The following is a 25,701-nucleotide window of genomic DNA, read 5'->3' on the forward strand; positions in this document are numbered from 1 at the left end:
CACGAACACCAACTCGACGACGGAACTCTACTTGCGAGTAACCTACGGTACCGTAACCTGGAGGGCGTGACTGTGAACACCGAGACCCGCCTGCGCCCGGTCGACCTCGGCAAACCCAGAATGCGCGGCTGGCTGCACACCTATGCGTTCGGCGCTGCCATCGTCTGCGGCATCGTGCTGTGTTCTCTCGCGGCGGCCCGTCCGGGCTGGTCGCCGTTCGTGAGCTGCCTCGTGTACAGCCTCACGGTGTGCGCGTTGTTCGGCACCAGCGCGCTCTACCACCGCCGCGTCTGGTCACCCGAGGGCTACAAGCTGATGCGACGCCTGGACCACTCGATGATTTTCGTGTTCATCGCGGGCACGTACACACCCTTCAGCGTGCTGCTGCTGGAGGGGCGCACCGGCCAAATCATCCTGGCCGTGGCGTGGGGTGGCGCCCTGCTGGGCGTCGGCATGAAGATGATCTGGCCGCACGCGCCGAGATGGCTGTCCGCGCCGCTCTACATCGCGCTCGGATGGGTTGCCGTCGTCGTGCTGCCGGACATCCTGCACACGGGCGGGGTCACGGCGCTGGTGCTGACGATCACCGGGGGCGCGTTCTACACGATCGGCGCGGTCTTCTACGCGCTGCGCCGGCCCAACCCGTGGCCGACGGTGTTCGGCCATCACGAGTTCTTCCACGCGTGCACCCTCGTCGCGGCGATCCTGCACCACATCGCCATCTACTTCGCGTTGTATGCGAAATAGATGGCGAGGTGAGGAGTGCGTCAGTAGGTCCGGCGGCGGCGCTCTTCGATGACTTCCTCACCCGACGGCGGGATCATCGTGCCACCGGCCGGGGGCGGCGGCGGCACCTGCCGCACCACGGTACGCCGGCGCGAGTTCCAGAAGTACAGCGTCAGGAGCAGGCCGACCAGACCCGCGAGCTGGAAGATCCAGCCAATGGTGTCGAGGTTGAACGGCCCGAGGTCAGTGTCGTCCAGGCCGAACGTAAGGATCGCTCCGACAACGATCAGAAGGATGCTTCCGCCGATACCCATCGAGGGCCTCCAGGGCGTTGGGTTGGTAACCGTCTCTGCATGTCGGGGTTACCCACCTGTGACGCCGCTCAATCGGGCACCCTGGACGGCATGACCGAGCGCACGCTGATCCTGCTCCGCCACGCCAAGTCCGTGGACCCGGATCCGTACCCGACCGATCTCGAACGGCCGCTGAGCCCCCGCGGCCGCCGCGATGCCGCCGCGGCCGGCGAGTGGCTGCGCGAGCAGGGCCTCCTGCCCGACCTGGTGCTCTGCTCGACGGCGGTGCGCACCCGCGAGACCCTGGAGGGCCTGGCGCTGACCGCTCCCGTGGTGTTCGAGCACCGCCTGTACCTCGGCCCCGCCGACGACACCCTCGACCTGCTGCGCAACGGCGCGCCGGACGTGTCGACGCTGCTGGTGATCGGCCACAACCCGACGCTGTCGATGCTGTCGGACCTGCTCGACGCGGATGCGCTGCCCGACGAGGGCCTGGCGACCAGCGGGATTGCGGTCCACACGGTGCCCGGCGCCTGGCGCGACCTGGAGACCGCCGCCCTGAAGACGCACCACAAATCCCGCGGCTGACACAGAAAAGCGGGAGGGCGCCATTGCCCTCCCGCCAGCTTCTAGAACGTTCTAGAACGCGTCCTCGGACAGGTCCATCGCGTCCAGGGTGGTGGCCTCGACGATCCGGCGGTCCGAGCCGGTCCGGGGCAGCACCTCGCGGGCGAAGAACTTCGCCGCCGCGATCTTGCCCTCGTAGAAGGCGGTCTCCGTGGTGCCGCCAGCCAGGGCTTTGAGCGCCACTTCGGCCTGCCGCTGCAGGAGCCAGCCGACGATGACGTCGCCGAGGGCGAGCAGGAAGCGGCGGCTGTTGAGGCCGACCTTGTAGAGCGCCTGCGGGTCGCCGCCCTGCGCCTCGCCGAGCCAGCCGGTGAAGATGCCGAGCATGGTCTGGACCTCGGTCAGCGCCTTGCCCAGCGCGACCCGCTCGACCTTGAGCTGACCGTTGCCGCCCTCGGCCTCCAGGAACTGCTGGATCTCGCCGGCGACGGTGAGCAGCGCCTTGCCCTGGTCCTTCACGATCTTGCGGAAGACCAGGTCGAGGCTCTGGATCGCGGTCGTGCCCTCGTAGAGGGTGTCGATCTTCGAGTCGCGGACGTACTGCTCCAGCGGGTAGTCCTGCAGGAAGCCGGAGCCGCCGAAGGTCTGCAGCGACTCGTGGCCGAGCAGCTCGTAGGCCCGCTCCGAGCCGACGCCCTTGACCAGAGGCAGCAGCAGGTCGTTGACCCGCTTGGCGATCTTCGCCGCCTTCTCATCGCCGGCGGCCTCGGCCAGGGCGACCTTGTCCTGCCAGGATGCCGTGTACAGCACGAGCGCGCGCAGGCCCTCGGCATAGGACTTCTGCAGCAGCAGCGAGCGGCGCACGTCGGGGTGGTGCATGATCGTGACCCGCGGCGCGGCCTTGTCGGTGCTGGCGAGGTCGGCGCCCTGGACGCGGCTCTTGGCGTAGTCCAGCGCGTTGAGGTAGCCGGTCGACAGGGTCGCGATGGCCTTCGTGCCGACCATCATCCGCGCGTACTCGATGATGAGGAACATCTGACGGATGCCCTCGTGCACGTCGCCGAGCAGCCAGCCCTTGGCCGGGACGTCGTGGCCGCCGAAGGTGACCTCGCAGGTCGTGGAGACCTTCAGGCCCATCTTGTGCTCGACGTTGGTGACGAAGACGCCGTTGCGGTCCTTGAGCTCGCCGGTCTCGCCGTCGAAGTGGAACTTCGGCACGACGAAGAGCGAGAGGCCCTTGGTGCCGGGGCCGCCGACGCCGGGCGTGTTGACCGGGCGGGCCAGCACGTAGTGGACGATGTTCTCGGCGAGGTCGTGCTCACCGCTGGTGATGAACCGCTTGACGCCCTCGATGTGCCAGGAGCCGTCGGCCTGCGGGATGGCCTTGGTGCGGCCGGCGCCCACGTCGGAGCCGGCGTCCGGCTCGGTGAGCACCATCGTCGAGCCCCACTGGCGGTCGACGAAGAGCTTGGCCCACTTCTTCTGCTCCTCGGTGCCCTCGATCCGCAGCGTGTTGGCGAAGGAGGGGCCCGAGGCGTACATCCAGATCGGGGCGTTGGAGCCCAGCACCATTTCGGCGAGGGCCCACCACAGTGCCCGCGGCGCGGCGGTGCCGTCGAGTTCGGCGGGCAGGTCGAGGCGCCAGAACTCGGCGGCCATGAACGCCTCGTACGACTTGCGGAACGACTCGGGCATCTTCACCGAGAAGGTCTTCGGGTCGTACACGGGCGGGTTACGGTCGGCGTCCGTGTAGCTCGCCGCGAGGTCCTCACGGGCCAGCCGCTCGACCTCCGCGAGGATGCTGCGGGCGGTGTCGACGTCGAGGTCGCCATAGGGACCCTGGCCGAAGACCTTGTCGGCGCCGAGCACCTCGAAGAGGTTGAACTCGAGGTCCCGCAGGTTGCTCTTGTAATGGCTCATCGCGGAGTGGCCCCCGTCTCTGGGTCGCTTTTGTAGATCGAGCATGGACGACCGAGGTTACCAGTCGGTAACAGGAATCTTATTACTCGTAAGTAACTTCCGGCAACCCGCCCTGATGGGTGACAGCAGTCACACCTGCGCTTTCACCTGGCTCACCTATCTCGGCAGGTCAGGGTGACCCCTGAGTAGCAGAGGGTGGCAAATGAGTAGCAGGAGGGGAGCGGGTGCGCACGACACGCCGTCACCGGCGGGTGATGTGATCGTTGAGCGGTTACTCGCAGTCAACAGGAGGGCACCGCGATGATCGTCCGGATGATGGGCTCTCTGTTCGCTCCCAAGTACCCGCGGTTCTATACCGGCCGGCACCGCGCCCCGATGCGGCGTTTCGTGCCACGCCCGCGCGTCGTCACGGAATAAGTCGGCACCGAGCAAGTCGACACCGAACAAAGTCGGCACGGAACAGCGGGCCTCAGCCGACGGTCGTCGCTCCGGCGCCGCCGATCTCCCAGCTGGGGACCGTCGCCGGAGCCTTCACACCCTGGTATTCCACCAGGACCAGCGCGATGTCGTCGTCGAGCCGGCCGCGCACCCACTCCAGCAGCGCGCTCTCCAGCGAGGCCAGCCCGTCGCCGACGGTGCCGTGGCCCAGCAGCCGCTGCGCCCGCTCCGCCGTCGGGAAGAACTGCCCGTCGCGGCGCGCCTCCGCCAGCCCGTCGGTGAAGAACAGCAGCCGGTCGCCCGGCTCCAGCCGCTCGACGCGCGGCTTGACCACCGGCATGAAGCCCAGCGGCGGTGCGTTGGACGGCGGGTCGAGCGGGATGACCTGGCCCCGGCGCAGCAGCAGCGGCGCGGGATGCCCGCAGTTGACGATCGTCAACGTGCCGCCGCGCTCCTCGATCAGCGCCGCAGTCACGAAGTCCTCGTCGCCCACCGACCGCGCCACGGCCCGGTCCAGGTCGGCCACGATCGCCCGCAGGTCGGCCCGCTCGAACGCCACGTGCCGATATGAGCCGAGAACGATGCTGGCGAGCCGGACCGCGTCCAGCCCCTTGCCGCGCACGTCACCGATGATCATGCGGACGCCATACGGGGTGTCGAGCGCTTCATACAGGTCGCCACCGATGTCGGCGGCGGCGCTGGCCGAGATGTAGCGCGCCGCGATCGTCAGCGGCCCCAGCTGCGGCCCGAGCGGGCGCAGCACGGCCTGCTGCGCCACGGAGGCGAGCTTGGACAGCTCGGCATACCGGGCGATCTGCCGCTGCCGGATGGCGCCCACGGCGGAGGCGATGCCAGCGGCGAGGATGACCGCGCCGAGGTTCAGCAGCATCACCAGGGTGCGATCGCGGTGGTGCATGAGCTCGATGCTGCAGAACACCAGGGCGAGCACCGTCGAGGCGCTGCCGACCGCGAGGACCTCCGGCCAGGAGGCGAACGCGGCCGCGAGGAACGGCGCGGCGGCCAGCAGCCCGACGTAGTTGGCGTCGGGGCCGTCGGCGACCTCAGCGGCCAGGACCAGGCAGAGCAGCACGAAGGCCGCGCCGACTCCGGCGCGGGCTTCGGGAAGCAACGGTCGTTTCATAGGTCCGATCGACAGCATGCCACCAAAGGGCCGCCGAACCGCTCAAACAAACGGCCGGGATGGGGCACACTTCAGACTTACTTGAGCACCTCGTACCGTGCGTTGATCACTCCGGCACTCACCGAAGCGACCGTGACGAACGCGCCACGGGCGAGGTCGAGACAGCGCCCGCTGACGAAGGGCCCGCGGTCATTGATCCGCACCACGACGGATTTCCCGTTGGCCAGGTTGGTGACCCGGACGCGGGTGTTGAACGGCAGCTCTTTGTGCGCGGCCGTCAGCCCGTCGGGGTCGAAGCTCTCGCCGTTGGCGGTGCGCGACCCGGTGGCGTAGTAGGAAGCTTTGCAGGTGCCGGTGCCCGTCACAGCGCCACCCGTGGCACCCGGCGTCTTGCTCGTCGACGGCTTCTTCGTCGGCGACTTGGTCGCCTCCGGAGACTTGCTGACCTGGGGCGATGCCGAAGGCGAGGCCGAGGGGGCAGCCGAGGCCGAGGTGGACGGCCGGTCGCCGCGGTCCGCGCGGTCCGCCGGGCTGCGACTGCCGTCGATCAGGTCACCGGCCGCGGTCGGCTTCGCATCATCCGAACCCATATTGACGGTTGCGACTGCACCGCCGATAAGGGCGATCGCCGCGACGACGCCGGCGATCAATGGGACGAGATGGCGTCTGGACATTGCGGTATGTCGGCCGGACAACGTCAGCACCCTTCGTTGACAGCATGGCCGTGACCGAACGTATCGGCCCCTCCCTGGCGCCAGTCAAACCGAAGTGCCGTATGCGTGGGGATTTGGCGGGATAGGTCCGGCCGAACGGCTGATACGACAAGGAGCCGAACGGCCGACCCTCCCCGCGCCGTCAGCCGGCGCGGACGATTGCGGCGATACGCTCCGCAGCACCTTCGACCGGAATTTCCTCTTTCTCACCGGTCTTGCGGTCGCGGATCTCCACCAGGCCGTCGGCCAGCCGCTTGCCGACCACCACGATCGTCGGGACGCCGAGCAGCTCCGAGTCGTTGAACTTCACCCCGGGCGAGACGTCCTTGCGGTCGTCGAGCAGCACCTCGAGGCCGGTCGCGGCAATCGCGTCGGCGAGCTGCGCGGCGCCGGCCTTGATCTCCTCGGTCTTGCCCGCGGCGACCACGTGCACGTCGGCCGGCGCCAGCTCGCGGGGCCAGCACAGGCCGCGGTCGTCGGCGGTCTGCTCGGCGACGACGGCGATCGCGCGGGACACGCCGACGCCGTAGGAGCCCATCGTCACCGTGACGGCCTTGCCGTTCTGGTCGAGCACGGTGAGCCCCAGCGCCTTGGCGTACTTGCGGCCGAGCTGGAAGATGTGGCCGATCTCGATGCCACGGGCCAGCTCGAGCGTGCCGCCGTCGACGGGGCACAGGTCGCCGTCCTGGATGCGGACCGCCTCGACCGTGCCGTCGGGGGTGAAGTCCCGCCCGGCGACCAGCTGCATCACGTGCTTGCCGGGCTGGTCGGCGCCGGTGATCCAGCTGGTGCCGGTCACGACCCGGGGGTCCACCAGGTATCGGATCCCGGAGGAGCCCTTCTCACCCAGGACGCCGGGGCCGATGTAGCCCTTCACGAGCGCGGGGTGCTGCTGGAACTCGGCCTCGGACATCGGCGCCACCTCGGCGGGGGCCACCTGGGCCTCCAACCGGCGCAGGTCGACCTCGCGGTCGCCGGGGACGCCGACGGCCAGGGGCTCGCGCTTGCCGTCGGGCAGCGTCAGCATCAGCATGACGTTCTTCAGCGTGTCGCCGGCACCCCAAGCCCGGTCGTCGCGGCGCAGGTCGTCGCGGTCGTTGAACAGCGCGACCAGCGTCTCGATGGTGGGCGTGTCCGGGGTGTCCACGACCCGCGCGGCCGGCTGGCCCTCGATGGCGACGGCGGCGGGCGCGGGGGTGGTGACCGCCTCGACGTTGGCGGCGTAGTCGCCGTTGGTGCAGCGCACGAACGTGTCCTCGCCGATGTCGCAGATCGCGAGGAACTCCTCGGAGGCGCTGCCACCCATCGCGCCGCTCGTCGCGGAGCAGACGACATAGTCCAGGCCGAACCGGTCGAAGATCTTGGCGTAGGCGGACCGGTGCCGCTGGTACGCCGCGGTCAGCCCGTCGTCGTCGACGTCAAAGGAGTAGGAGTCCTTCATGAGGAACTCACGCCCGCGAAGAATGCCGGCCCGGGGGCGCGCCTCGTCGCGATACTTGGTCTGGATCTGGTACAGCGTGAGCGGCAGGTCCTTGTAGGAGGAGTAGAAGTCCTTCACGGCGAGCGTGAACATCTCCTCGTGGGTGGGCCCGAGCAGGTAGTCGCCGCCGCGGCGGTCCTTCAACCGGAAGAGGTTGGCGCCATACTCCGTCCAGCGGCCTGTGGCCTCATAGGGCTCGCGGGGCAGCAGCGCGGGGAAGGTCAGCTCCTGACCGCCGATGGCGTCCATCTCGTCGCGGATGACCCGCTCGACGTTGCGCAGCACCCGCAGGCCCATCGGCAGCAGCGTGAAGATGCCCGGCGCGACGCGGCGGACATAGCCGGCGCGCACGAGCAGCCGGTGGCTGGTCACCTCGGCGTCCGCGGGGTCCTCACGCAGCGTCCGCACGAACAGCGTGGACATCTTCAGCACCATCAGATTCCGCCCTACTTCTCAAACAGGCACTTCTCAAACAGGCCTTCGGCGACGATACCCGTACGACTGCGGTGCGTGACTAGCGGGTTTTGCCGCCGCCGACCGGCTCAACGGCGGGCGCAACGGCGGACTCACCGGCGGCCGATCCTGGCCGGATCGAGCACCATCAGGCGATCGCCGGACGGCCACCAGGCCAACGGACGCGCCACCTGGCTGCGGAACGAGTTGCCGGACGCCTCGGGGGTGCCGTAGGTGCCGACCAGGCCGCTGCGCAGGTCCCAGACTGCGGGCTGCTTCGGGTCGTTCGGGTGCAGCAGGCTCAGCAACGTGCCGCTGACCAGCCAGCCGTCGGTGAGGACGGCGGGGTCGAACCCGTTCGTGGTCACCTGCCACGAGCCGTCGGTGGCCTGGGCGAACCGGAGCCGGTTGTCGTCGATCCCGAGCCAGGTGTCCTGGTCCGCGGCGGTCCACCACGGCGTCGGCTGCGAGCGGGCAACGGGTGTGCGACGTTCACCGGTCATGAGGTTCCACGCCGACGGCTTCGGCGCGCCCGTCGGGCCGGCGGTGACCGCCCACGGCCACCTGGCGATCTTGAAGCCGTCCGAGCCCGCGATTTTCGCCGGGGTACCGCCGTCGAGTGGCACCCGCACGATGCCGCCGTCCGTGAGCGACGACCCGTACAGCGCGCCCTCGGCGATCACGACCCGCTCGCCGGTGTCCTGATCCGAGGTGCGGAACCGCCGCTTGCCGGTGCCGTCGTCACGCATCGACCAGTATTCGAACGTCTGCGAACCGTCCTTGCCGAACGCATACGCGCTCCAGACGATCAGCCCGTCGGCGGCCGTGAACCCGCCCGGCCAGTAGGCCTGCCCCGCGGGCGGGTCGGGCAGCTCGGTGAGGATCCGCTCGGTGTTCGTGCGCACGTCGTACACGGCGAGCGACGCCACCTTGTCGACGCTGGTGCGGATCCCGAGCAGCATCCGGTGCTCGTCGAGCATCGTGATCGGCTCGTTGACGCCCGTGCCGAAGCTCCTCGGGACATTGAGGACCGCCTGCGGCCAGACCTGCTCCACCGGTGCCGCGCTCGTGACCATCGGCTCGATCACGCCCGACAGCGCCGGCGACGGTGTCGTGCCGATCTCGGGCTTCCTCGCGGCGTGGGGCAGCAGCGCCACGCCGCCGAGCACCGCGAGGACCACGGCGCCCGCGAGGCCGCTCCAGCCGGCCCGCCGCACCGCCCGCCGCCGCCGATGCCCCACGTCGACGCGGTCCAGCAGGTCGACCGGCGGCGGTGGGCCCTCGGCCGCGGCCCGCTCGAGGGTCATCCTGAGCTGCTCTTCCACCATCATCGGCTCCTGACCTCGGTGGGACGGTGCGCTTCCAGCCGCGCCCGCAGCGTCTCCAGTCCACGCGCCGCCTGGCTGCGCACCGTGCTCCTGGCGATGCCCAGCAGCACCGCGATCTCGTCGTCGTCGAGCTGCTCGTAATACCGCAGCACCAGCACCGCCCGCTGGCGCCGGCCCAGCGCTCGCAGCGCGTTCCACAGCGTGTCGTCGACCTCGACGTGGGCGAACGCGTCCTGCGGTGACGCCCGGTCGGGCGGCACCTCGACGAGCTGCTCCTGCCGCCGCCTGCGCCAGATCCTGATGTACTGCCGGGCCATCGACCGGCGCACATACGCCTCGACGGCATCCCGGCGGCGGATCCGCGCCCAGCCGCCGCGCAGCCCGATGAGCGCGTCCTGCAACAGGTCGGCCGCGTCCGCCTCGTTGCCGCTGAGCAGGTATCCATACCGCATCAGACTGGCGCCGCGCGCCTGCACGAACTGCACGAACGCCTCGTCAGGTGTCTCGCTCATCGCATCGCCTCCACTGTGTAGAGACGCACGGGCGCCGATCTGCTGCAACCACGCCCGATTCGTCACCCCTACAGCCAAGGCAGGCTCGACGCGGCCACATCCGGCGAAGTCCTAGCCGGTTGTCAGATTTGAAGAACTCTCAGTTACTGCGCTGCTACTTTGAGTAACTATCCGGGTGTAGAGCGCCCCCATCCAGGGATTTGCGCCAACCGAGCACTCCCATCCCGTGTGGACTGACGGAGGAGAAACTCAAGTGCACGTCAACAAACGAACGCGTAGCGGCAGGATAGCTGCGCGCGCCGGCGTCGTCCTGGCGCTCACGGCGACCGCCCTGGTCGTCACCGCACTCCCTAGTGCCGCGGCCACCGCGACGCCCGCAACGAACCGGGTGCCCAGTGGGGGCGGATACACACTCGACATCGGGGTCCCCACCGGCCTCGGCGGCCTGACACCGGCCACCGTCCAGGTGCAGTTCCAGGCCCGCATCCCGGGCACGCCAAGCAGCCTGACCTGCAGCGCGCTAGCGGCGGCCGGTGGCGCGATCACGGCGATCACGGCCAACGCCAGCAACGTCATCCAGGCCGGCGTGATCAATATTCCTCCGACGACCGGCGTGACGGCCGTGGGCGCCACCACGGTCACCGTCAACGTTCCCCCGGGATTCGCCCTGCCGCCGGGCGTGCCCAGCGCCGACTTCAACGTCTGCGTCTACGACACCGGCACTCCGGCGCTGGTGGGCGAGACGATCACTGCCACACCGGCGTCGATCCTCACGCTCGTCGCACCGGTGACCACGACCCCGGCCACGGGCCCGACCGTCGGCGGCAACTCGCTGAGCGTCGACAGCCAGGCGCCGATCTTCGTGTCGGGCGGCACCTACGTGCAGTTCCAGAAGGTCACCGCCGGGTCGCTGTGTGCCTCGACGCTCGCGTCGCTCACGAACAGCGCTTCGATCATCGCGCCCACCGCGGCCGCGGCGCGCGTGCTCACCGACTACAAGCTGACGGTCGGCCTGCCGGCGCTCACGCTCGTGGCGGATACCGACGCGTTCCACACCTGCGTCTACAGCGGCACCACCACCGGCGGCTCCGGCAGCCCGCTGATCGGTGCCTCGGCGTTCACCGGCGGCCGGTACACCGTCGCCCCTGGCGCCACGGTCACCGGTGTCAGCCCGTCGGCGGGACCGCCGCAGGGTAACCAGAACGTCCTGATCACCGGCACCGGCTTCCCGACCGACGGCGTCAGCATGCTGGACGTCCGCATCGGCGGGGTGCAGCTGACGAACGTCACGGTGTCCGCCGACGGCGCCACCCTGCGCGGCAAGACCGGGGCACACTCGGTCGGCGGCCCGTACGCCGTCACCGTCACCACCGCGGGTGGCACGTTCATCGGGCAGAAGGCCACGTACACCTACTCCAACGGCCTGACGGTCACGCCGAAGGTCGCGCCGAACGGCAAGGCCACCGCCACCGACCTCGACGTCTACGGCAACGGCTTCTCCGGCATGGACTTCAGCTCGTCGAACGGCCTGGACCCCAACGCCGCCAAGGCGCACGTCTACCTGGTCAAGGGTGTCTACAACGCGGCGCCGGGCAGCCCGGCGACCACCAAGACCAACGGCCAGACCGCGGAGTGCACCGACGTCCTCGTCCTCAGCGACAGTGAGCTGATCTGCAGCGTGTGGACGATCGGCAACTTCTACACGCCGGCCAACCGCACCACGACCGGTTGCACCGCCGCCACGGTGGTCGCCACCCTGACGATTGCCGGCGCCTGCTCGATCACCGCTGCCGACGTGGGCTCCTACGTCAGCGGCACCAACATCAAGCCGAACACCACCATCCTGTCGGTGGTGGGGACCGCGGTCACGTTGTCCCAGGCGGTCAACGCGGTCGTTCCGGGCACCGACACCCTGACCGTCGGTGTCGGCAAGCCGCTGATCGGCGGCACCTACACCGCCAGCGAGCTGTCGGGCGGCACCGGGCACACCTTCACCGTCGCGGACGTCGGCAAGGTCGTCACCGGCACCAACATCCCGGCGGGCACGTACATCACCGCATTCAACGCCACCACCAGCAAGGTTTCGCTGAGCAAGTTGCCCACGGGCACCATCGCGAACGCCCAGCTGTTCAACACGTCGCTGGTCCCGAGCGGTGTCTACACCGTCACGGTCGTCAGCAACGGGGCGGTCGGCGCGCAGACGACGGCCAACTACAGCCAGTCGATCATCACCAGCGGTTCGACCTTCACGGTCGCGGACTACAACTAGCCCGCAGTCCATCACGACGGCCCATCACGACGGCGGCCCGGAGCGCGGTACTGGCTCCGGGCCGCCCCGCGTAGCGGCGGGAAAGCTGACGAACACTCGCTTTTCGGAAACTCACAGTAGCTTCAGTGTTACTTTGTGTGAGCAAACGAGGTACATGCGGTCACCGTCAGGACTCGCGCCGCACAGTTCCGAGAGGACCATGCTCAATGTCGTATGCCCATCCCTGGCGACGCTTCCGCCTCGTCGCCGCCGCAGCCGTCGGCACCCTCGCAGCCACGACCCTCGCGGTGTTTCCAGCCCACGCGGCGGCCACCGGCACCATCGCCATCACCTCCCCGGCCAGCGGCAAGCTCGCCGCCGAGACGGCGAAGCAGGTCGCGACGATCACGGTGTCCGGCGCGAACGCCACCCCGCTCACTGAGGACACCGTCGCCAGCATCGGGCTCGGGCCGGCCCCCTGCAACGCGCTCACCACCTACGTGGTGGTCAGCACGACGGTCGTGACCGTCAAGACGCCGGACACCTGCGTCGCCGGCACTGGTGACGTCGTCATCAACTTCGCCAACAGCGACACGCTGACCAAGACGAACGGCGTCACCTTCGTCGCGCCGCCGGCCATCGCGCTGCTGGCCGACAAGCGGCCCGTCATCAACGACAACAGCGTGGCGCTCGCCACGGCCGATCAGGCGCGGCGCTTCTCGACGGGCGGTGGTCAGATCGTCCGGGTCAAGGCCGCCGACGGCTTCACCTTCTCGCCGGCCACCAGCGCGGGCCTGTCCGCGTCGATGGGCGGCAAGGCCGGCACCGAGGTCAAGGTCTACGCCACCGAGGACTCGACGACGCCGCTGGCGCCGACAGGTACCCCGACCGCGGGCAACGCCATGACCTTCAAGACCGCGGCCGGCATGACCGCCGGCGACAATACGATCACCATCACGCAGAACGGTGTCAGCAAAACCTTCCTCAGCGCCGCCCATCTGGCCACGGTCGTCGCGGCGCCGACGGTCACGAGCCTCAGCGTCAAGGAAGGCAAGGCGAACGCCACCGGCATCACGACGATCATCACCGGCACCGGCTTCGGCAAGTCGCTGACGGACCTGCAGGACGCGACCAAGTGGCTGGTCAAGTTCTGCGGCCTAGCGGCCACGGTCACCGCCGACACCGCGATCACCGGTCTCGCGGTGAAGGTCACGGTGCCCGCGCTCGCCAAGGACGCCGACGGCGTCGGTGCCAGCTCGGTGTCGGGCGTCTGCCCGGTCACCGTCACCGACGTGCTTGCCTCCCAGTCGAGTGCACAGACGTCGGGCGCCTACTACACGGTGCTCAGCGAGTAGCCGGCTGAACGTCTCACGGCCCGGCCCCGTCAGGGAGCCGGGCCGTTCGGCTTTCCCCGGTTTACTCAGGGAGTTCGCCGATCGGCCGATGGGTAGGTGTGCTGTCGAACGACGATCTCTCCCTGCCCCTGCACCCCGATCTGGCCGCGGCCGTCGCCGCCGCCCGGGACGCGGAGTTCACCGCCCGCCGCGGGCTGCCGGCTCTCCTACCGGTCTCGCGCCGGCCCGCCCGCGGCGCCGTGCCCGAGCGGCTGCGGCTGTGCCATCTGGTGCCGCGCACCGACGTCGGCGGCGGCGCGCGGGTGCTGTTCGAGCACGCGAACCGGCTCCACGACCGGGGTCACGACGTGACGGTGCTCAGCCACTTCACGCCGCCGGTGTGGTTCGACCTGCGGGCACGGTTCCAGCAGGTGCCGTTCGGGGTCGAGCTCGTCGAGGCGGTGCCGGCGTGCGACGTGATCGTCGCCGGCTACTGGGACCAGGTCCTGGCCGCCCGTACGCTCGGCGTCGCCCCGGTCGTGCACTTCGAGCAGGGTGACTTCCACCTGTTCGAGGACATCGACCAGGCGACGCGGGAGATCGTGGCCAGAAACGTCGAGGCCGCCGACGCGACGATCATCGTGAGCGGCACCGTCGCCGAGGTGCTCCGCGCCCGCTACGGCGTCGCGGCGACGGTGATCCCCAATGCGGTGGACCCCACCGTGTTCCACCCGGCGGTCGGCACCGGCTGGCAGCGGCCGTACCTGCTGTTCGTGGGCTGGGACGGCACCACCTTCAAGGGCATGGCCGAGATGCGCCAGGTGTGGCAGGCGGTGTCCGATCACGGTGACGGCGTCGACCTGGTCTGGGTCACGCCCCGGCCGCCGCGGGAGCCCATCGGCCGGGTGGTCATCTCGCCGGACCAGGCGACGCTCGGCGCGCTGTTCCGCGGGGCGGCGGCCTACGTCTGCTGCTCGCACTACGAGACGTTCCCCCTGCCGCCGCTGGAGGCGATGGCGTCGGGCACGCCGGTGGTGACGACCAGGAACACCGGCGTCCTCGAATACGCCCGCGATGGCGTGAACGCGCTGCTCGCCGACATCCGCGACGTCAACGGGCTGGCCGCGCAGGTGCGCCGGGTCCTCACCGAGCCGGACCTGGCGGCGCGGCTGCGCGACGGCGGCCGGCAGACCGCGGCCGGCTACTCGTGGGACACGATCATCACCCGGGTCGAGGAGACGTACCGCGGCGTGTACGCGTCCTGGTCCCCCGCAACCGCCGACGACTGGCAGTTCGACCTGGGTGGGCTGCGCTTCCTCGACGCCGACGCCGAGCAGCGGCTCCGGCAGCGCGCCGCGGCCTGCGCCGACGCCGCCGTCGCGGTGCCGGTCACGTTCCCCGCGTTCGAGGGGCACCGCGCGGTCCGGTGGCGGGTCGTCGGGCGACGGGCGGGCGGCGGCCCCGGCATCAGCCGCGCCTACCTGCCGGCGCACGCCGACGTCGTGCCGGACGACCTGCCGTACGCATCCGCGCTGCGCGAGTTCGCCGCCGGCCGCTTCGACGCGGCACTGACCGGGTTCATCGACGTCTATCGGCGCGGCACGGCCGGCGACCGCCCGGCGGCCAGCCGGTGGATCGTGCTCACCCTGCTGGAGCTGGGCTCCGACGAGCAGGCGGCATCGGTCGTGGCCGGCGGCGTGGAGGCGTTCCCCGACCACAGCGACTTCCACTACCTGCACGCGATGACCAGCATGCTGACCGGCCGGCCCATCGACGGTGCGGCCTACATCGCCGCCATCGACGCGCTCGGCCCGGCCACCCATTACGACGAGTGGTTCGACGAGCCGGGCACCCTCATCCGCGAGCGCCTGCTGGCAACCGCGCGCTGACGCGCTCCGCGTACGGTGGCCGGCCCTCACGCGCCGTCCACCGCACGCCCCCGTTCGGTCGACGTTGACCACCCCGAATATGCGTGCCGCCGCTTGCGCCAGGCTTGACACGCCAGCGGAGGTGGGATGCGGGCGAGGGGATACGGTGGGCCGCTGTGAGGTTCCGCCTGCTCGGCCCGTTCGTGATCGACACGTCTGCGGGGCCCGTCGTGCTCCGCCGGCGGCGGGAGCGGTGCCTGCTGGCCGTCCTGCTGCTGCACAACCACGTGCCGGTGCCGGTGGAGCGCCTGGCGTATCTGCTCTGGGACGGCGAGCCCGTGCCGACCGCCCGCCAGCAGCTGCACAGTCACGTCTCCCGGGTCCGCGCCGCACTGCGGGACGCGGCCGCGCTGTTGAGCAGCACCGGCACCTCGTACCAGATCGACGTCGACGACGACGCCATCGACGCGCGACGCTTCAATGGCATGGTCGCCGCGGCCCGGGCGCGGACCGACCCGGCGGAGCGCGGCGCACAGCTGCGCGCTGCGCTGGACCTGTGGCGCGGCGACGCACTGGACGACACGGTGTCGGCCTGGCTGCGCCCGCGCCTGGTGGGCGACCTCGACGAGCTGCGGCTGGTGGTGACCGAGGAGTGGCTGGCGTGCGAGCTCGCCGCCGGGCGGCACGTCGAGGCGCTGCCCGAGCTGACCCGGTTGGCCGCCGCGCACCCGACCCGGGAAGGGCTGCTGGGCCTGTCGATGCGGGCGCTGGACGGCGCCGGGCGCGGCCTCGAGGCCCTCGAGGTCTACCGGCGCCACCAGCAGCGGCTGGCGCGGGAGTTCGGCCTCGACCCGGGGCCGGAACTGCAGCGCCTGCACCTGGCGGTGCTGCGGGGCCATCCGGCACCGGCCGCCGTGGCGCCGGCGTCACGTCCGGTGCCGCGTCCGGTGCCTGCGCAGCTGCCGCCGGCCGTACGCGGGTTCACCGGCCGTGGCGAGGCGCTCGCGAAGCTGGACGCCCTCGCGGCAGGGGTGGCGCCGAACGCGACCGTGATCTGCACCGTCGCCGGCACCGCGGGCGTCGGCAAGACCACGCTGGTGGTGCACTGGGCGCACCGGGTCGCCGACCGGTTCCCCGACGGCCAGCTCTACGTGAACCTGCGCGGCTTCGACCGCACCGCGCCACCGACCGACCCGGCCGAGGCGATCCGGGGATTCCTCGACGCGCTGGACGTCGCCCCGCAGCGCGTGCCGGTCGGCCTCGAGGCGCAGGTCGCCCTGTACCGCAGCCATCTGGCCGGCCGACGGATGCTGCTCGTGCTCGACAACGCCCGCGACTCCGAGCAGGTCCGCCCGTTGCTGCCCGGCGCCGGCGGCTGCGTGGTCCTGGTCACCAGCCGCAACGAGCTGTCCGGGCTGCACACGTCCGAGGGCGCCGAGCCGCTGCTGGTGGACCTGCTGCCGCACACCGACGCGCGGTGGCTGCTGGCCGCCCGCCTCGGCGCCGGCCGGGTCGCCGACGAGTCCGCCGCCGTCGACGAGATCGTCGAGTCGTGCGCCGGCCTTCCGCTCGCCCTGGCGATCGTCGCCGCCCGCGCCGCGGGCCGTCCCGCGTTCGCGCTCGCCGACGTCGCCGCCTCGCTGCGGCAGGTCGCCGGCCGGCAGCTCGACGCGTTCACCGGTGCCGAGCGGGACGTCGACGCCCGCGCCGTGCTCTCCTGGTCCTACGCCGCGCTCAGCCCGGCGGCGGCCCGCATGTTCCGTCTGCTGGGCCTGCACCCGGGGCCTGACGTCACCGGTCCGGCCGCGGCCGGCCTGACCGGCGGGCGCGACGGTTCGCTCGCCGAACTGGTGCGGGCCAACCTGCTCACGGAGCACGTTCCCGGCCGGTACACCTTCCATGACCTGCTCCGTGCCTACGCCGCGGAGCAGGTCGAGGCCGTGGACCCGCCGGCGGACCGGCTCGCCGCCCAGCGCCGGACGCTGGATCACTACCTGCACACCGCCTACGCGGGGACCCGGCTGCTGAGCCCGCACCGCGAGACCCTGGACCTGGAGCCGTCCGACGCCCAGCCAGAGCCGCTGGCGGACGCCCGGCAGAGCCTCGCGTGGTTCACCGCGGAGCGGCCCGTGCTCCTCGCCGCGATCGACCAGGCCGCGCGGTCCGGGTTCGACAGGCACGCCTGGCAGCTGTCCTGGGCGCTCGCCACGTTCCTGGACCGGCAGGGCCTGTGGCGCGACTGGCTGCACGCCGCGCAGGTCGGGCTCGCCGCCGCCGAACGCCTGACCGACCGCCGCGGCGCGGCGCACAGCCATCGCCTGCTCGCTCACGTGTCCCTGAAGCTGAACCGCACCGACGACGCCCAGCGGCACGCCACCCGCGCCCTGGAGCTCTACCGGGAACTGGGCGATCACGGCCGGCAGGCGCAGGGCCACCTGAACCTGGCCGAGATCGCCGTCCACTGTGGACAATATGAGGACGGCTTCCGGCAGGCTTCGCTGGCCCGCGACCTGTTCCGGGCCGCGGCCAGCCCCACCGGCGAGGCCAACGCGCTCAACGCGATGGGCTGGTTGCACGCCCAGCTCGGCGACCACCGCATGGCCCTGGCCACCTGCCGTCAGGCGCTCACGCTGCACCAGGAGCTGAGCAACCGGCAGGGCGAGGCCGAGACCTGGGACAGCATCGGCTTCGCCCACCACCAGCTCCACGAACACGAAGCAGCGATCTCCTGCTTCCAGCGCGCGCTGGCCCTCTTCGAGGACACCGGCGACCGCTGCTTCGAGGCCGACACCCTGCACCACCTCGGCGACAGCCACCTGGCGCTCGGCGACGTCAAGGCCGCCCGCGACGTCTGGCGCCGGTCCCTGGACGTCTTCGAATCAGTCGAGCACCCCGACGCCGCCGAGGTCCGCACCAAACTCGCCGACGTCACAGGTGGCGTAGCGGGCCGGTAGCACCGCCGGCACCGTGTTACGGATGGCCGTCATCGCCGCCTTCGGCCTCGCTCGGCGTGGCGGGCTCGCTCGGCTGCGGAGGCGTGCTTGCCGGCGTGCTCATGGTCGGGGACGCGGCCGCCGATGGTGATGTCGTCGGAGTCGGGGCCGGACCCGGTGACGCCGATGCGCTCGGGGTCTGCTGCTTGCCGCTTTCCCCGGCCGTCACCTTCGCCGCGGGGATCGTCACGTCGTCACTCGGCGCGCTCTCCGCGCCCTGCCAACTGCCCACGACCAGCCGGAGACTGTAGGTGTAGCTCCTGCCGCTGCTCGCGCTGCCGTCCACGCACGTGGTCTCGCCGGTCAGGCACACGCCGACGACCGGGGCGCCGGCAGCGTGGCGGCTGACGCGGTAGGCGACGTTCGGAATCTGCACCGGGGTCCAGGAGATCCTGACGCCGTTCACGGACGATGTCGCCACCGGCGCCGGTCCGGCCGGGAGGGTGCCGGCCTGGGCCGCGAGTTTGAGGCCGGTGGCCGGAACCCCCCACGCGGCCAGCGCGACGGCACCCGCGCTCAGCACCGTCACCGCCGCGACGATCGTGAGCAGGACCGCACGGCTGATTCCGCGGACCGTCATCGGCGTACCTGCGTTCCCGTGGCCGTCAGCTTGATGGTGAACGTCGCGTTCTGGCAGCCGTTCGCGACCGTGTTCGGCATGTAGATCGGCAGTGACCCCATCGCGCCCCGGCTGTGCGCCCGGACCGTGGCGGACCGCGGGCTCTGCCATCGCCGGATCACCAGGTTGGCCGAGGTCGGCGCGCAGCCCGGCTTCGAGGTGCGGACCACCGCGCCCGACAGGCCCGTGACCCGGAGGTCGAACCGGCCGACGTTCGACACCTGCAGCACCAGCGGTTTCACGGAGCCGGGGTACAGCCCGCGCACCGGCGGCGCCTCGACGGAGAAGGACAGGTCGCCGTAGGCCGCCGGCTGGAACGCATGGCTGGCGCCGTTCCAGCCGATCACGTGGTGCTCCAGGTCCAGCCGCAGGCCGTCCGATGACGGTTCCGAACCGATCAGGAACAGCGTCAGCAGACCGCACAGCGGGATGAGCCCCTTGTTCATCACATTCCTTGACTCAATGCATGGACGGTGGACGGCGGCGACCCCACGCCGCCGCCCACCCGCCGGACGTCCGTCATCCGCTGTGCGCGGTGATGGTGATGGGGATGCTGAACGCCGCACCCTGGCAGGCGTTGCTCGCGTTCACGTCCATCCGCATCGCGTCCGGCAGCGTGAACGTCTTGTCCTCACCGACGGCGAGATGCCAGTTCACGTCGAAGGTGTCGTCGTCCTCGGTCGTGTCCAGAACGGAGCCGGGACAGCCCGAGTGCGCCGGGTCGGTGGTGATCGGCTTCGACGTCCGCACCACGGCGCCGATAGTCACCGGGAAATGGTTGTCGTTGCGCACCCGGATGACCAGGCCGGCGGTGCCGCCGGGATACAGCAACGTGGCCGGCGAGGTGCTGGCGGACACGACTGCCAGCGCCACCGACGTGCCCGCTTTCGCTTGCGTCGTGCCTGACCCGTGAACACCCCAGGCCGCCCAGGCAACACCACCAAGGCCGAGCGCGAGAACCGGCACGGCAACAACGCCGAACCTTACGAGGTTACGCACGAGTATTTCCTTTCACCGCACCGAAGGAGCGGCGGCATCGGTGCCGCCGCCCCCACGAAGATTTAAGAACTCGCGCTCACGCCGCTGCCGGCGATGGTGATCGTGAACGACACACCCTGACAGTTGTTGTCCGCGGTGTTGTCCATACTGATCGTGCCGACGACGACGTCGGCGCCGGTGGCATTCGCCGGCAGGTGAACGGCCGTGGCGGCCGGGGTGAAGACCACGGCACTCGTCGGGGTGCAGGCACCGGCGTTGACCGTGGAAGCGTTCGAAACGGTGAAGTCGACCGGGAACGGATTGGTATTCACGCCGCTGGCGTGAACGGGCACTCCCGAAGCACCAGGATACAAATTCTGCGTCGGCGTCGCCGCATTGAAGGAAACGGCCGAGGCACTGCCGGCCTGCGCCGACGCAGAGCCGGACCCGCTGATGGTCCAGGCGGCAAAGGCAACTCCACCGGCGATGGCGACCGCGGAGACGGTGCCGATGATGGCCGTACGCTTGGTGAGACGGGCAGCGATACCCATTGTGCGTTTCCTCCCGAGAATCGTTTCGGCGGTCAGTTTTCTCGCCGCTTGACGATTACAAATCTCGCATGGAGTGAACGCCTCGACCATGGGCAGAACATGCGGCCATTCACAGTCGATCCGAGGCCGCCGAGCGGCACTCGTCTGACCCCGGACGGATGACCGGAACGACACTTTCGATACCGCAATACACGGCAGTGGCGCCGCCAGTACCACAGCCGCCATCTTCGGCAAAACCCTTGACCACGAACGTGCGGATGCTTGCCCTTTATTGCATTCCGGCGCGTCCCGTGATGCCGCCCAGGGACTCGACGAAGCGGGTCAGCAGCAGGGCGAACGCCGCACGGTCCGCGTCGCTCCAGTCGGACATCGCCGTGGCGAAGACCGAGCGGCGAAACCGGTGCAACTCCTCGAAGACGGCATCGCCGCGCTCGGTCCGGACGAGCGGCGCACGCCGGCCGTCGGTCTGATCGGCCTCCCGGCGCACCAGCCCCGCCTCGACGGCGGCGGCCACGAGCTTGCTGGCCCTCGGCTGGTCGACGTTGAGGGTGGCCGCGACCCTGGAGACGGTGGCCGGAGTGCCCGCCTGCTCCGCCGCGTCGATGGCATCGAGCACGTCGGCGGCCGCGCTGCTGACGACGTCAGCCCCGTCCCGCGCTTCCGCAAGCTGGCTCAGCGCACGCCGGGTCTGACTTCTCCGGATCGCGACCATGGCACGCTCCACCGCCCGGACGTGTTCATCGTCCTGCCCCTGCCCACCACCGGACTGCTTGCGCGCCACGACACCTCCAATGCATGATGTTTGACATCTACTTGCTAAATGACATCTTTGGAGGACGCGATGACGACCGAAGGACCGCAAGGATATTCGCTAGGACGCCCGACCGACGGACCCGCCGGATACCCGATCGGATACTGGCTCAAGCGGCTGGACGGCGCGATCGACGGCGCCCTCGCCACCACACTCGCCGCCGAGGGCCTTGCCCGCCGGCATTGGCAGACCATGAATTTACTGTACGAGGGACCCGCCGACGGACCTGCGCTGACGGAGGCGCTGCGCCCGTTCTGGGGGCAGGGTGCGATCACGCTCGATGAGGTCTTGAGCGACCTAGGGCACCGGACATTGGTCGTCGATGACGGGGGTCTGTACACGCTTACCGCCGCGGGCGAGGCCGTCCGGGCCAGGATCGCCGAGAAGGTGGACGCTACCCGGAGCCGGCTGGTCAACGGCGTCGGCCGCGAGGAGTACCTCGCCACTGTCCAGGTGTTGCAGCGCATGACCGCCAACCTGGAGGCCGCCCCCGCATCCTGAACCAGACCCGCCAAGTCGAACGCGCCGAAGTCACGCGAGCTGAGCGCCCATGCTGGTCGCTGTCCCTGCAGACGCGACCGGGCGATAGTCCGCGACTGCTCGGTAATGACGAACCCGACTGGGCGGCTGGTGGGGTGCACCGGAACGCGGTGCAGCCAGCCGGAGCGCTCCCGTGTCGTCACCGGGAAGCACGGTAACGAGCGCCTCTCCGGTCAACCGCAGGTGGAACGCACTGGAGACCACGAGCACCGGACGACGGCCGGCATGCTCGCGGCCTTCGGTCGGGTCGAGGTCAACCCACCAGACCTGCCATGGCTGAACGGCCGTCACGCAGCCTCATCCCATGCGTCAGCAGTCGGCGCAGAGACTCGATCTTCGCGGTCAGCCTCGGCTACGTACTCTTCCCAGCCCTCCGGATCGTTCGCCCGGTATGCGGCCATAGCGGCGATGGCCTTCATCTGCGCTTGGCGTTCACGCCCTGGTCTGTCGGCGGCCAGTCCGAATTCCCCAGTGGGGGCCATTTGTTGGGGAGACATCTGGCCGCGTGCAGTTACCGAGTGTCGCGTATCCACCGGGCTCTCGTGGGTTGGTGGGGCCTGATCCGGTCGTGCGGGACTGATTCGCCGGCGCCGCTGAGGGCCGCGTGGATGACCGAGATCGCGTAGCCTTCCGCCATGCATCGCAGTCGATTGGTGGGTGTCGTCTTCGACACGCCAGCCGCGGAGGTCGGCCTGGAGGTGGATTTCTGGTCCAAGGCGCTGGGCACCCCGACCTACTCGCCTCCCGGCGAGGAGCAGTTCACCGCCCTGGTTGGCGCCGTCCTCGACTTCTTCACCGTCGTCCAGGCGATTGGCGACGACGCGCCGCGCTACCACGTCGACATCGAGACCGATGACCTGGCGGCAGAGGTGGCCCGCCTGACGGCGCTCGGCGCGGAGTCGCTGACTCGCTGGAAGGACGCCTTCGCGATGCGCTCACCAGGCGGGCACCTGCTCTGTGTGGTGCCCGTACACAGCGATCCCGAGACGTTCGCCAGAACAGCTCACACCTGGCCGTAACGCAGCGATGCACGGCGGCGTAGAACACCACGGCCGCGCTTCCCCCAACCCCACGACACGTCGACTCGGCACGATCGCCGCCTGACCAACCAACTGGCCGGCCACGCGCGCATTCAGAGCCGAATACCAGCGACGAACGGGCCAACGAGTTGGTGTGAGGTTGGTGCGACCGACCACTGCGGAGGGCGACCATCGATCGCGGGGTCTGGGGCTCGGGCCCCAGGGGGAATGGCGAAGGACCCCCGGTTCGCGCTTTCCGCGAACAGAGGGTCCCCAGGTCCGAGCGGGTGAAGGGAATCGAACCCTCACTGTCAGCTTGGGAAGCTGATGTTCTGCCATTGAACTACACCCGCGAGCGACGCCTACTGTACCGAATCCGCGGGCGTCGTGCACGGACCATTCCGGCGGGCGCGGGGAACTCTGGCTAAGCGGTCGCGCCACAGGGTCTTCGTCGACGTGAGCGGGGAGTCGCGCTGGACGATCATTGCCACCTCGATGGTGAGGGCGTAGAGCTTCCAGTCGACGCGCTGGGCGGCTCGCATCTGGAGGGCGAGTTCGGCCACGAGCAGCGGATCCATGACGGGTGTTGCGCGGCCGGAGAGGTACGCCTCGTCGGAGGTGTCCTCGGCGGGGAAGCTGTGCAGGGCGTAGCGGCCGTCGCGGTCCAGGTCGTGGCGTTTCGGGGAGGGGAGGATGAAGCAGTAGAGGCCGGTCTCGGTGATGACGGGCATCACGGGGTGGACGCGGGGTCCTCCGTCGGGGCGGATGGTGGCCAGGTAACCCATGCCTGGGCCGTACTGGCAGATCAGAGTGCGGATGGCCGTCGCCAGCAGGGGCTCGGCCGCGGAGAGTTCAGCCCACGTCGCCATGCCTCCAAGTTACTCGTACACATGTACGAAGAGTGTGTGATTCCTCGAATGGAGGACAATAGCCCGGTGGGTGACCCGGACGAGCTGATCGACCTGTTGCGGACCTTCAACCTTGAGGCGGATCGGTTCGTCGAGGTGTTCACGCGGGCGCACGGGCTGCACCGGACGGATCTCAACGCGGTGGCGTACATCTGGCGGGCGGCCGAGGAGCACAAGCCCCTCACGCCGGGCGAGTTGGCCAGGAAGTTGCGGTTGAGCCCGGCGGCGACGACCGCGCTGCTCGACCGGCTCACACGGGCGGGGCACGTCGAGCGGCGGCACGACACGGCCGATCGGCGTCGGGTACACCTCATGATGCAGCCATCGGCAAGGACCTTGGCGCAGGCGTTCTTCACGCCGCTGGGGCGGCACATGCGGGCGGCGTTCGACGAGTTCGACCAGGAGGAGCTGGCCGCCGCCGCACGGTTCATGGCCAGGGTCAACGAAGCGACCGCTGCCGCCGCTGACGAGGCAAACCAAACGGCGTAATAAGGTCAGGGACGTGTTGCTCTCCGACCGTGACCTGACCAAAGAGCTTGCCGACGGCCAGTTGCGACTGGAGCCGTTCGAAAAGGACCTGGTGCAGCCGTCCAGCATCGACGTGCGGCTCGACCGGTGGTTCCGGGTGTTCAACAACCACTTGTATACGCACATCGATCCGGCGACGCAGCAGGACGATCTCACCGCGATGGTGGAGGTTGAGGACGGGCAGCCGTTCGTGCTGCACCCGGGCGAGTTCGTGCTCGCCTCGACGCTCGAGGTGATCAGCCTCGGCGATCAGCTGGCCGGGCGGCTGGAGGGCAAGTCCAGCCTGGGGCGGCTCGGGCTCCTCACCCATTCGACGGCGGGGTTCATCGATCCAGGGTTCTCCGGGCATGTGACGCTGGAGCTCTCCAACGTGGCCAACCTGCCGATCATGCTCTGGCCGGGAATGAAGATCGGGCAGCTGTGCATCTTCCGGCTGTCCTCGCCGTCGGAGCATCCGTATGGTTCCGCGGTCTACGGATCCCGATACCAGGGGCAGCGCGGGCCGACGGCGAGCCGCTCGTGGCAGAACTGGCGCACCTGGCCCACGACGACATGAAAAAGGGCGGCCCCAGAGGAGCCGCCCTTTAAAGAGAAAGCTAAGCGACCCGGCCGTAACCCGCGATCGGCGCGCTGTCGATCTTCTTCATCCGGACCACGTCGCCGGAGGTCGGTGCATGGACCATCCAGCCGCCGCCGACGTAGAGGCCGACATGATGCAGGTCGCTGTAGAAGAAGACCAGGTCACCGGCCTTCAGGTCGGCGCGGCTGACGCGCTTGGTGTCCGAGTACTGCCACTTGGTGTAGTGCCGCAGCGTGTGGCCGGCCTGCTTCCAGGCGTAGAGCGTCAGGCCGGAGCAGTCGAACGTGTTCGGGCCTTCCGCCGCCCACACGTACTTCTTACCGATCTGCTGGCAGGCGACCTGTGCGGCCTTCGCCGCGTCGCCGCCGGAGTATTCGACGGGGCAGGCAACGGGACGCAGCTCGCCGGTCGCGCCGGAGGCACCATATGCCTTGGTGCGCAGCTCGTTGAGCGACTTGATCTCGGCGTTGATCGTGGTCTCTTTCGCCGCCATCTCGGCCTCGGCGGCCTTCTGGGTGGCGATCAGCTCGTCGAGGGGCTTCTTCTGGTCGTCGAGGACCTGCTTGCTGTCCAGGACGTCCTTGATGCCGGCCGCCTCGTCCTTGGCGAGCATGTTGAGCATGACCAGCTGCTCGGCGAACGTGTCCGGCGAACCGGTGGTCATCAGGGCGTTGAAGCTGGAGACGCGGCCGGTCTTGTATTGCAGGACCGAGAACGCGCTCACCCGCAGCAGCGCGGTGTCCACCTGCGCCTGCAGCGGGTCGATCTGGTTCTTCAGCGTCGCCTGTTTCGCCAGGTTGGCCTTCAGCTCGCCCTTGAGCTGGTTGTGCTGCTCGATGATGGGCTCGACTTCATTCCACTTCTTGTCGATCTGCGCTTCGAGCTCGGCCGGGGTCGGCTCCGCGTGTGCGGCACCGGTGATCCCGACGGCGAGCGACAGACCGCCGAGCGTCGCGACGAGGAGTCGCACCAGACGCTGAGGCCGCCTCGTATGGGTCTCCACCGAGGAGATGCTCCTTCTTCCAGCCGCCTACCGGGTTAGCTGACGGGTTCGGACGGGAAGTTCGTCCTACCGCGACCTGGTCGCGGATACACCCCGATGGTGCAGTTGGGTCCCCGGTTCAAATTTCGACTCGGCGGTGCCGTCTGGCGC

General features: G+C 69.7%; 25 protein-coding genes, 1 tRNA gene and 1 riboswitch. Of the genes, 10 read left to right on the forward strand and 16 right to left on the reverse strand.

Going from position 1 to position 25,701, the window contains the following annotated elements:
- The first annotated feature begins 66 nt into the window (after nucleotides 1–66).
- A complete protein-coding gene (locus AB0K00_RS01920) occupies nucleotides 67–747 on the forward strand; it encodes a hemolysin III family protein (protein ID WP_363513739.1) in 681 nt (226 codons plus the stop codon).
- Nucleotides 748–767: 20 nt separating this feature from the next.
- On the opposite strand, the gene AB0K00_RS01925 is transcribed toward AB0K00_RS01920, so the two are convergent.
- Nucleotides 768–1,040, reverse strand: a complete 273-nt coding sequence (locus AB0K00_RS01925) for a DUF6458 family protein (protein ID WP_327007146.1) — start codon at nucleotides 1,038–1,040, stop codon at nucleotides 768–770.
- 90 nt (nucleotides 1,041–1,130) lie between these two features.
- Between AB0K00_RS01925 and AB0K00_RS01930 the strand changes: the two genes are divergently transcribed.
- On the forward strand, nucleotides 1,131–1,607 hold the full coding sequence (locus AB0K00_RS01930; protein ID WP_363513743.1) for a histidine phosphatase family protein: 477 nt from the start codon (nucleotides 1,131–1,133) through the stop codon (nucleotides 1,605–1,607).
- 51 nt (nucleotides 1,608–1,658) lie between these two features.
- Here AB0K00_RS01930 and AB0K00_RS01935 read toward each other — a convergent pair whose 3' ends face one another.
- The 6 genes from AB0K00_RS01935 to AB0K00_RS01960 form a co-directional block, all read right to left on the reverse strand.
- Nucleotides 1,659–3,506, reverse strand: a complete 1,848-nt coding sequence (locus tag AB0K00_RS01935; RefSeq protein ID WP_363513746.1) for an acyl-CoA dehydrogenase — start codon at nucleotides 3,504–3,506, stop codon at nucleotides 1,659–1,661.
- A gap of 469 nt (nucleotides 3,507–3,975) precedes the next feature.
- Entirely contained in the window at nucleotides 3,976–5,085 is a 1,110-nt protein-coding gene (locus AB0K00_RS01940) for a PP2C family protein-serine/threonine phosphatase (protein ID WP_363513749.1), read from the reverse strand.
- Between the two features lie 77 nt (nucleotides 5,086–5,162).
- Nucleotides 5,163–5,780 (reverse strand): septal ring lytic transglycosylase RlpA family protein, encoded by a 618-nt coding sequence (locus AB0K00_RS01945; protein ID WP_363514995.1) that lies wholly within the window; start codon nucleotides 5,778–5,780, stop codon nucleotides 5,163–5,165.
- 160 nt (nucleotides 5,781–5,940) lie between these two features.
- Nucleotides 5,941–7,713: a proline--tRNA ligase gene (locus AB0K00_RS01950; RefSeq protein ID WP_363513752.1), complete on the reverse strand. Its 1,773-nt coding sequence runs from the start codon at nucleotides 7,711–7,713 to the stop codon at nucleotides 5,941–5,943.
- 131 nt (nucleotides 7,714–7,844) lie between these two features.
- Nucleotides 7,845–9,062 (reverse strand): hypothetical protein, encoded by a 1,218-nt coding sequence (locus AB0K00_RS01955; RefSeq protein ID WP_363513755.1) that lies wholly within the window; start codon nucleotides 9,060–9,062, stop codon nucleotides 7,845–7,847.
- Nucleotides 9,059–9,571: a SigE family RNA polymerase sigma factor gene (locus tag AB0K00_RS01960; protein WP_363513758.1), complete on the reverse strand. Its 513-nt coding sequence runs from the start codon at nucleotides 9,569–9,571 to the stop codon at nucleotides 9,059–9,061. The genes AB0K00_RS01955 and AB0K00_RS01960 overlap by 4 nt, the downstream gene beginning before the upstream one ends.
- Before the next feature lie 253 nt (nucleotides 9,572–9,824).
- Here AB0K00_RS01960 and AB0K00_RS01965 point away from each other — a divergent pair, with 253 nt between their 5' ends.
- The 4 genes from AB0K00_RS01965 to AB0K00_RS01980 all read left to right on the forward strand — a co-directional run bounded on the left by AB0K00_RS01965 (nucleotide 9,825) and on the right by AB0K00_RS01980 (nucleotide 17,975).
- The gene (locus AB0K00_RS01965; RefSeq protein WP_363513761.1) at nucleotides 9,825–11,840 is read left to right on the forward strand and encodes an IPT/TIG domain-containing protein; all 2,016 of its coding nucleotides are present in this window, start codon (nucleotides 9,825–9,827) and stop codon (nucleotides 11,838–11,840) included.
- A 206-nt stretch (nucleotides 11,841–12,046) separates the two neighbouring features.
- Nucleotides 12,047–13,174 (forward strand): hypothetical protein, encoded by a 1,128-nt coding sequence (locus tag AB0K00_RS01970; RefSeq protein ID WP_363513764.1) that lies wholly within the window; start codon nucleotides 12,047–12,049, stop codon nucleotides 13,172–13,174.
- A 98-nt stretch (nucleotides 13,175–13,272) separates the two neighbouring features.
- Nucleotides 13,273–15,042, forward strand: coding sequence for a glycosyltransferase family 4 protein (locus tag AB0K00_RS01975; RefSeq protein ID WP_363513767.1), 1,770 nt, complete (start codon nucleotides 13,273–13,275; stop codon nucleotides 15,040–15,042).
- Between the two features lie 155 nt (nucleotides 15,043–15,197).
- Nucleotides 15,198–17,975: a BTAD domain-containing putative transcriptional regulator gene (locus AB0K00_RS01980; RefSeq protein WP_363513770.1), complete on the forward strand. Its 2,778-nt coding sequence runs from the start codon at nucleotides 15,198–15,200 to the stop codon at nucleotides 17,973–17,975.
- Nucleotides 17,976–17,991: 16 nt separating this feature from the next.
- On the opposite strand, the gene AB0K00_RS01985 is transcribed toward AB0K00_RS01980, so the two are convergent.
- The 5 genes from AB0K00_RS01985 to AB0K00_RS02005 all read right to left on the reverse strand — a co-directional run bounded on the left by AB0K00_RS01985 (nucleotide 17,992) and on the right by AB0K00_RS02005 (nucleotide 20,943).
- A complete protein-coding gene (locus tag AB0K00_RS01985; protein WP_363513773.1) occupies nucleotides 17,992–18,594 on the reverse strand; it encodes a hypothetical protein in 603 nt (200 codons plus the stop codon).
- Complete coding sequence (locus AB0K00_RS01990) at nucleotides 18,591–19,079, reverse strand: hypothetical protein (protein ID WP_363513776.1); 489 nt, start codon at nucleotides 19,077–19,079, stop codon at nucleotides 18,591–18,593. The genes AB0K00_RS01985 and AB0K00_RS01990 overlap by 4 nt, the downstream gene beginning before the upstream one ends.
- Nucleotides 19,080–19,152: 73 nt before the next feature.
- Nucleotides 19,153–19,491 (reverse strand): hypothetical protein, encoded by a 339-nt coding sequence (locus tag AB0K00_RS01995; RefSeq protein WP_363513779.1) that lies wholly within the window; start codon nucleotides 19,489–19,491, stop codon nucleotides 19,153–19,155.
- A 203-nt stretch (nucleotides 19,492–19,694) separates the two neighbouring features.
- Nucleotides 19,695–20,252, reverse strand: a complete 558-nt coding sequence (locus tag AB0K00_RS02000) for a hypothetical protein (RefSeq protein WP_363513782.1) — start codon at nucleotides 20,250–20,252, stop codon at nucleotides 19,695–19,697.
- Nucleotides 20,253–20,430: 178 nt separating this feature from the next.
- Nucleotides 20,431–20,943 carry a MarR family winged helix-turn-helix transcriptional regulator gene (locus tag AB0K00_RS02005; RefSeq protein ID WP_363513785.1) on the reverse strand — a complete coding sequence of 171 codons (513 nt, stop codon included), beginning with the start codon at nucleotides 20,941–20,943 and terminating at the stop codon, nucleotides 20,431–20,433.
- A gap of 60 nt (nucleotides 20,944–21,003) precedes the next feature.
- On the opposite strand from AB0K00_RS02005, the gene AB0K00_RS02010 reads away from it, so the two are divergent.
- Entirely contained in the window at nucleotides 21,004–21,474 is a 471-nt protein-coding gene (locus tag AB0K00_RS02010) for a MarR family winged helix-turn-helix transcriptional regulator (RefSeq protein WP_363513788.1), read from the forward strand.
- A 30-nt stretch (nucleotides 21,475–21,504) separates the two neighbouring features.
- On the opposite strand, the gene AB0K00_RS02015 is transcribed toward AB0K00_RS02010, so the two are convergent.
- Nucleotides 21,505–21,804 (reverse strand): type II toxin-antitoxin system PemK/MazF family toxin, encoded by a 300-nt coding sequence (locus AB0K00_RS02015; protein ID WP_363513791.1) that lies wholly within the window; start codon nucleotides 21,802–21,804, stop codon nucleotides 21,505–21,507.
- A gap of 344 nt (nucleotides 21,805–22,148) precedes the next feature.
- On the opposite strand from AB0K00_RS02015, the gene AB0K00_RS02020 reads away from it, so the two are divergent.
- A complete protein-coding gene (locus AB0K00_RS02020; RefSeq protein WP_363513794.1) occupies nucleotides 22,149–22,532 on the forward strand; it encodes a VOC family protein in 384 nt (127 codons plus the stop codon).
- A 282-nt stretch (nucleotides 22,533–22,814) separates the two neighbouring features.
- Here the strand turns inward: AB0K00_RS02020 and AB0K00_RS02025 are convergent.
- Nucleotides 22,815–22,885: transfer RNA gene (locus AB0K00_RS02025), tRNA-Gly, on the reverse strand.
- A gap of 9 nt (nucleotides 22,886–22,894) precedes the next feature.
- Nucleotides 22,895–23,401 (reverse strand): pyridoxamine 5'-phosphate oxidase, encoded by a 507-nt coding sequence (locus AB0K00_RS02030; protein WP_363513797.1) that lies wholly within the window; start codon nucleotides 23,399–23,401, stop codon nucleotides 22,895–22,897.
- Nucleotides 23,402–23,467: 66 nt separating this feature from the next.
- On the opposite strand from AB0K00_RS02030, the gene AB0K00_RS02035 reads away from it, so the two are divergent.
- A complete protein-coding gene (locus tag AB0K00_RS02035; protein WP_363513800.1) occupies nucleotides 23,468–23,929 on the forward strand; it encodes a MarR family transcriptional regulator in 462 nt (153 codons plus the stop codon).
- Between the two features lie 13 nt (nucleotides 23,930–23,942).
- Complete coding sequence (gene dcd / locus AB0K00_RS02040) at nucleotides 23,943–24,524, forward strand: dCTP deaminase (RefSeq protein ID WP_363513803.1); 582 nt, start codon at nucleotides 23,943–23,945, stop codon at nucleotides 24,522–24,524.
- Between the two features lie 40 nt (nucleotides 24,525–24,564).
- On the opposite strand, the gene AB0K00_RS02045 is transcribed toward dcd, so the two are convergent.
- Nucleotides 24,565–25,518, reverse strand: coding sequence for a C40 family peptidase (locus tag AB0K00_RS02045; protein WP_363513806.1), 954 nt, complete (start codon nucleotides 25,516–25,518; stop codon nucleotides 24,565–24,567).
- A gap of 41 nt (nucleotides 25,519–25,559) precedes the next feature.
- A riboswitch (cyclic di-AMP (ydaO/yuaA leader) is annotated at nucleotides 25,560–25,697 on the reverse strand.
- Between the last annotated feature and the right edge of the window lie 4 nt (nucleotides 25,698–25,701).

Source organism: Dactylosporangium sp. NPDC049525 (assembly GCF_040676755.1).
Classification (GTDB): domain Bacteria; phylum Actinomycetota; class Actinomycetes; order Mycobacteriales; family Micromonosporaceae; genus Dactylosporangium.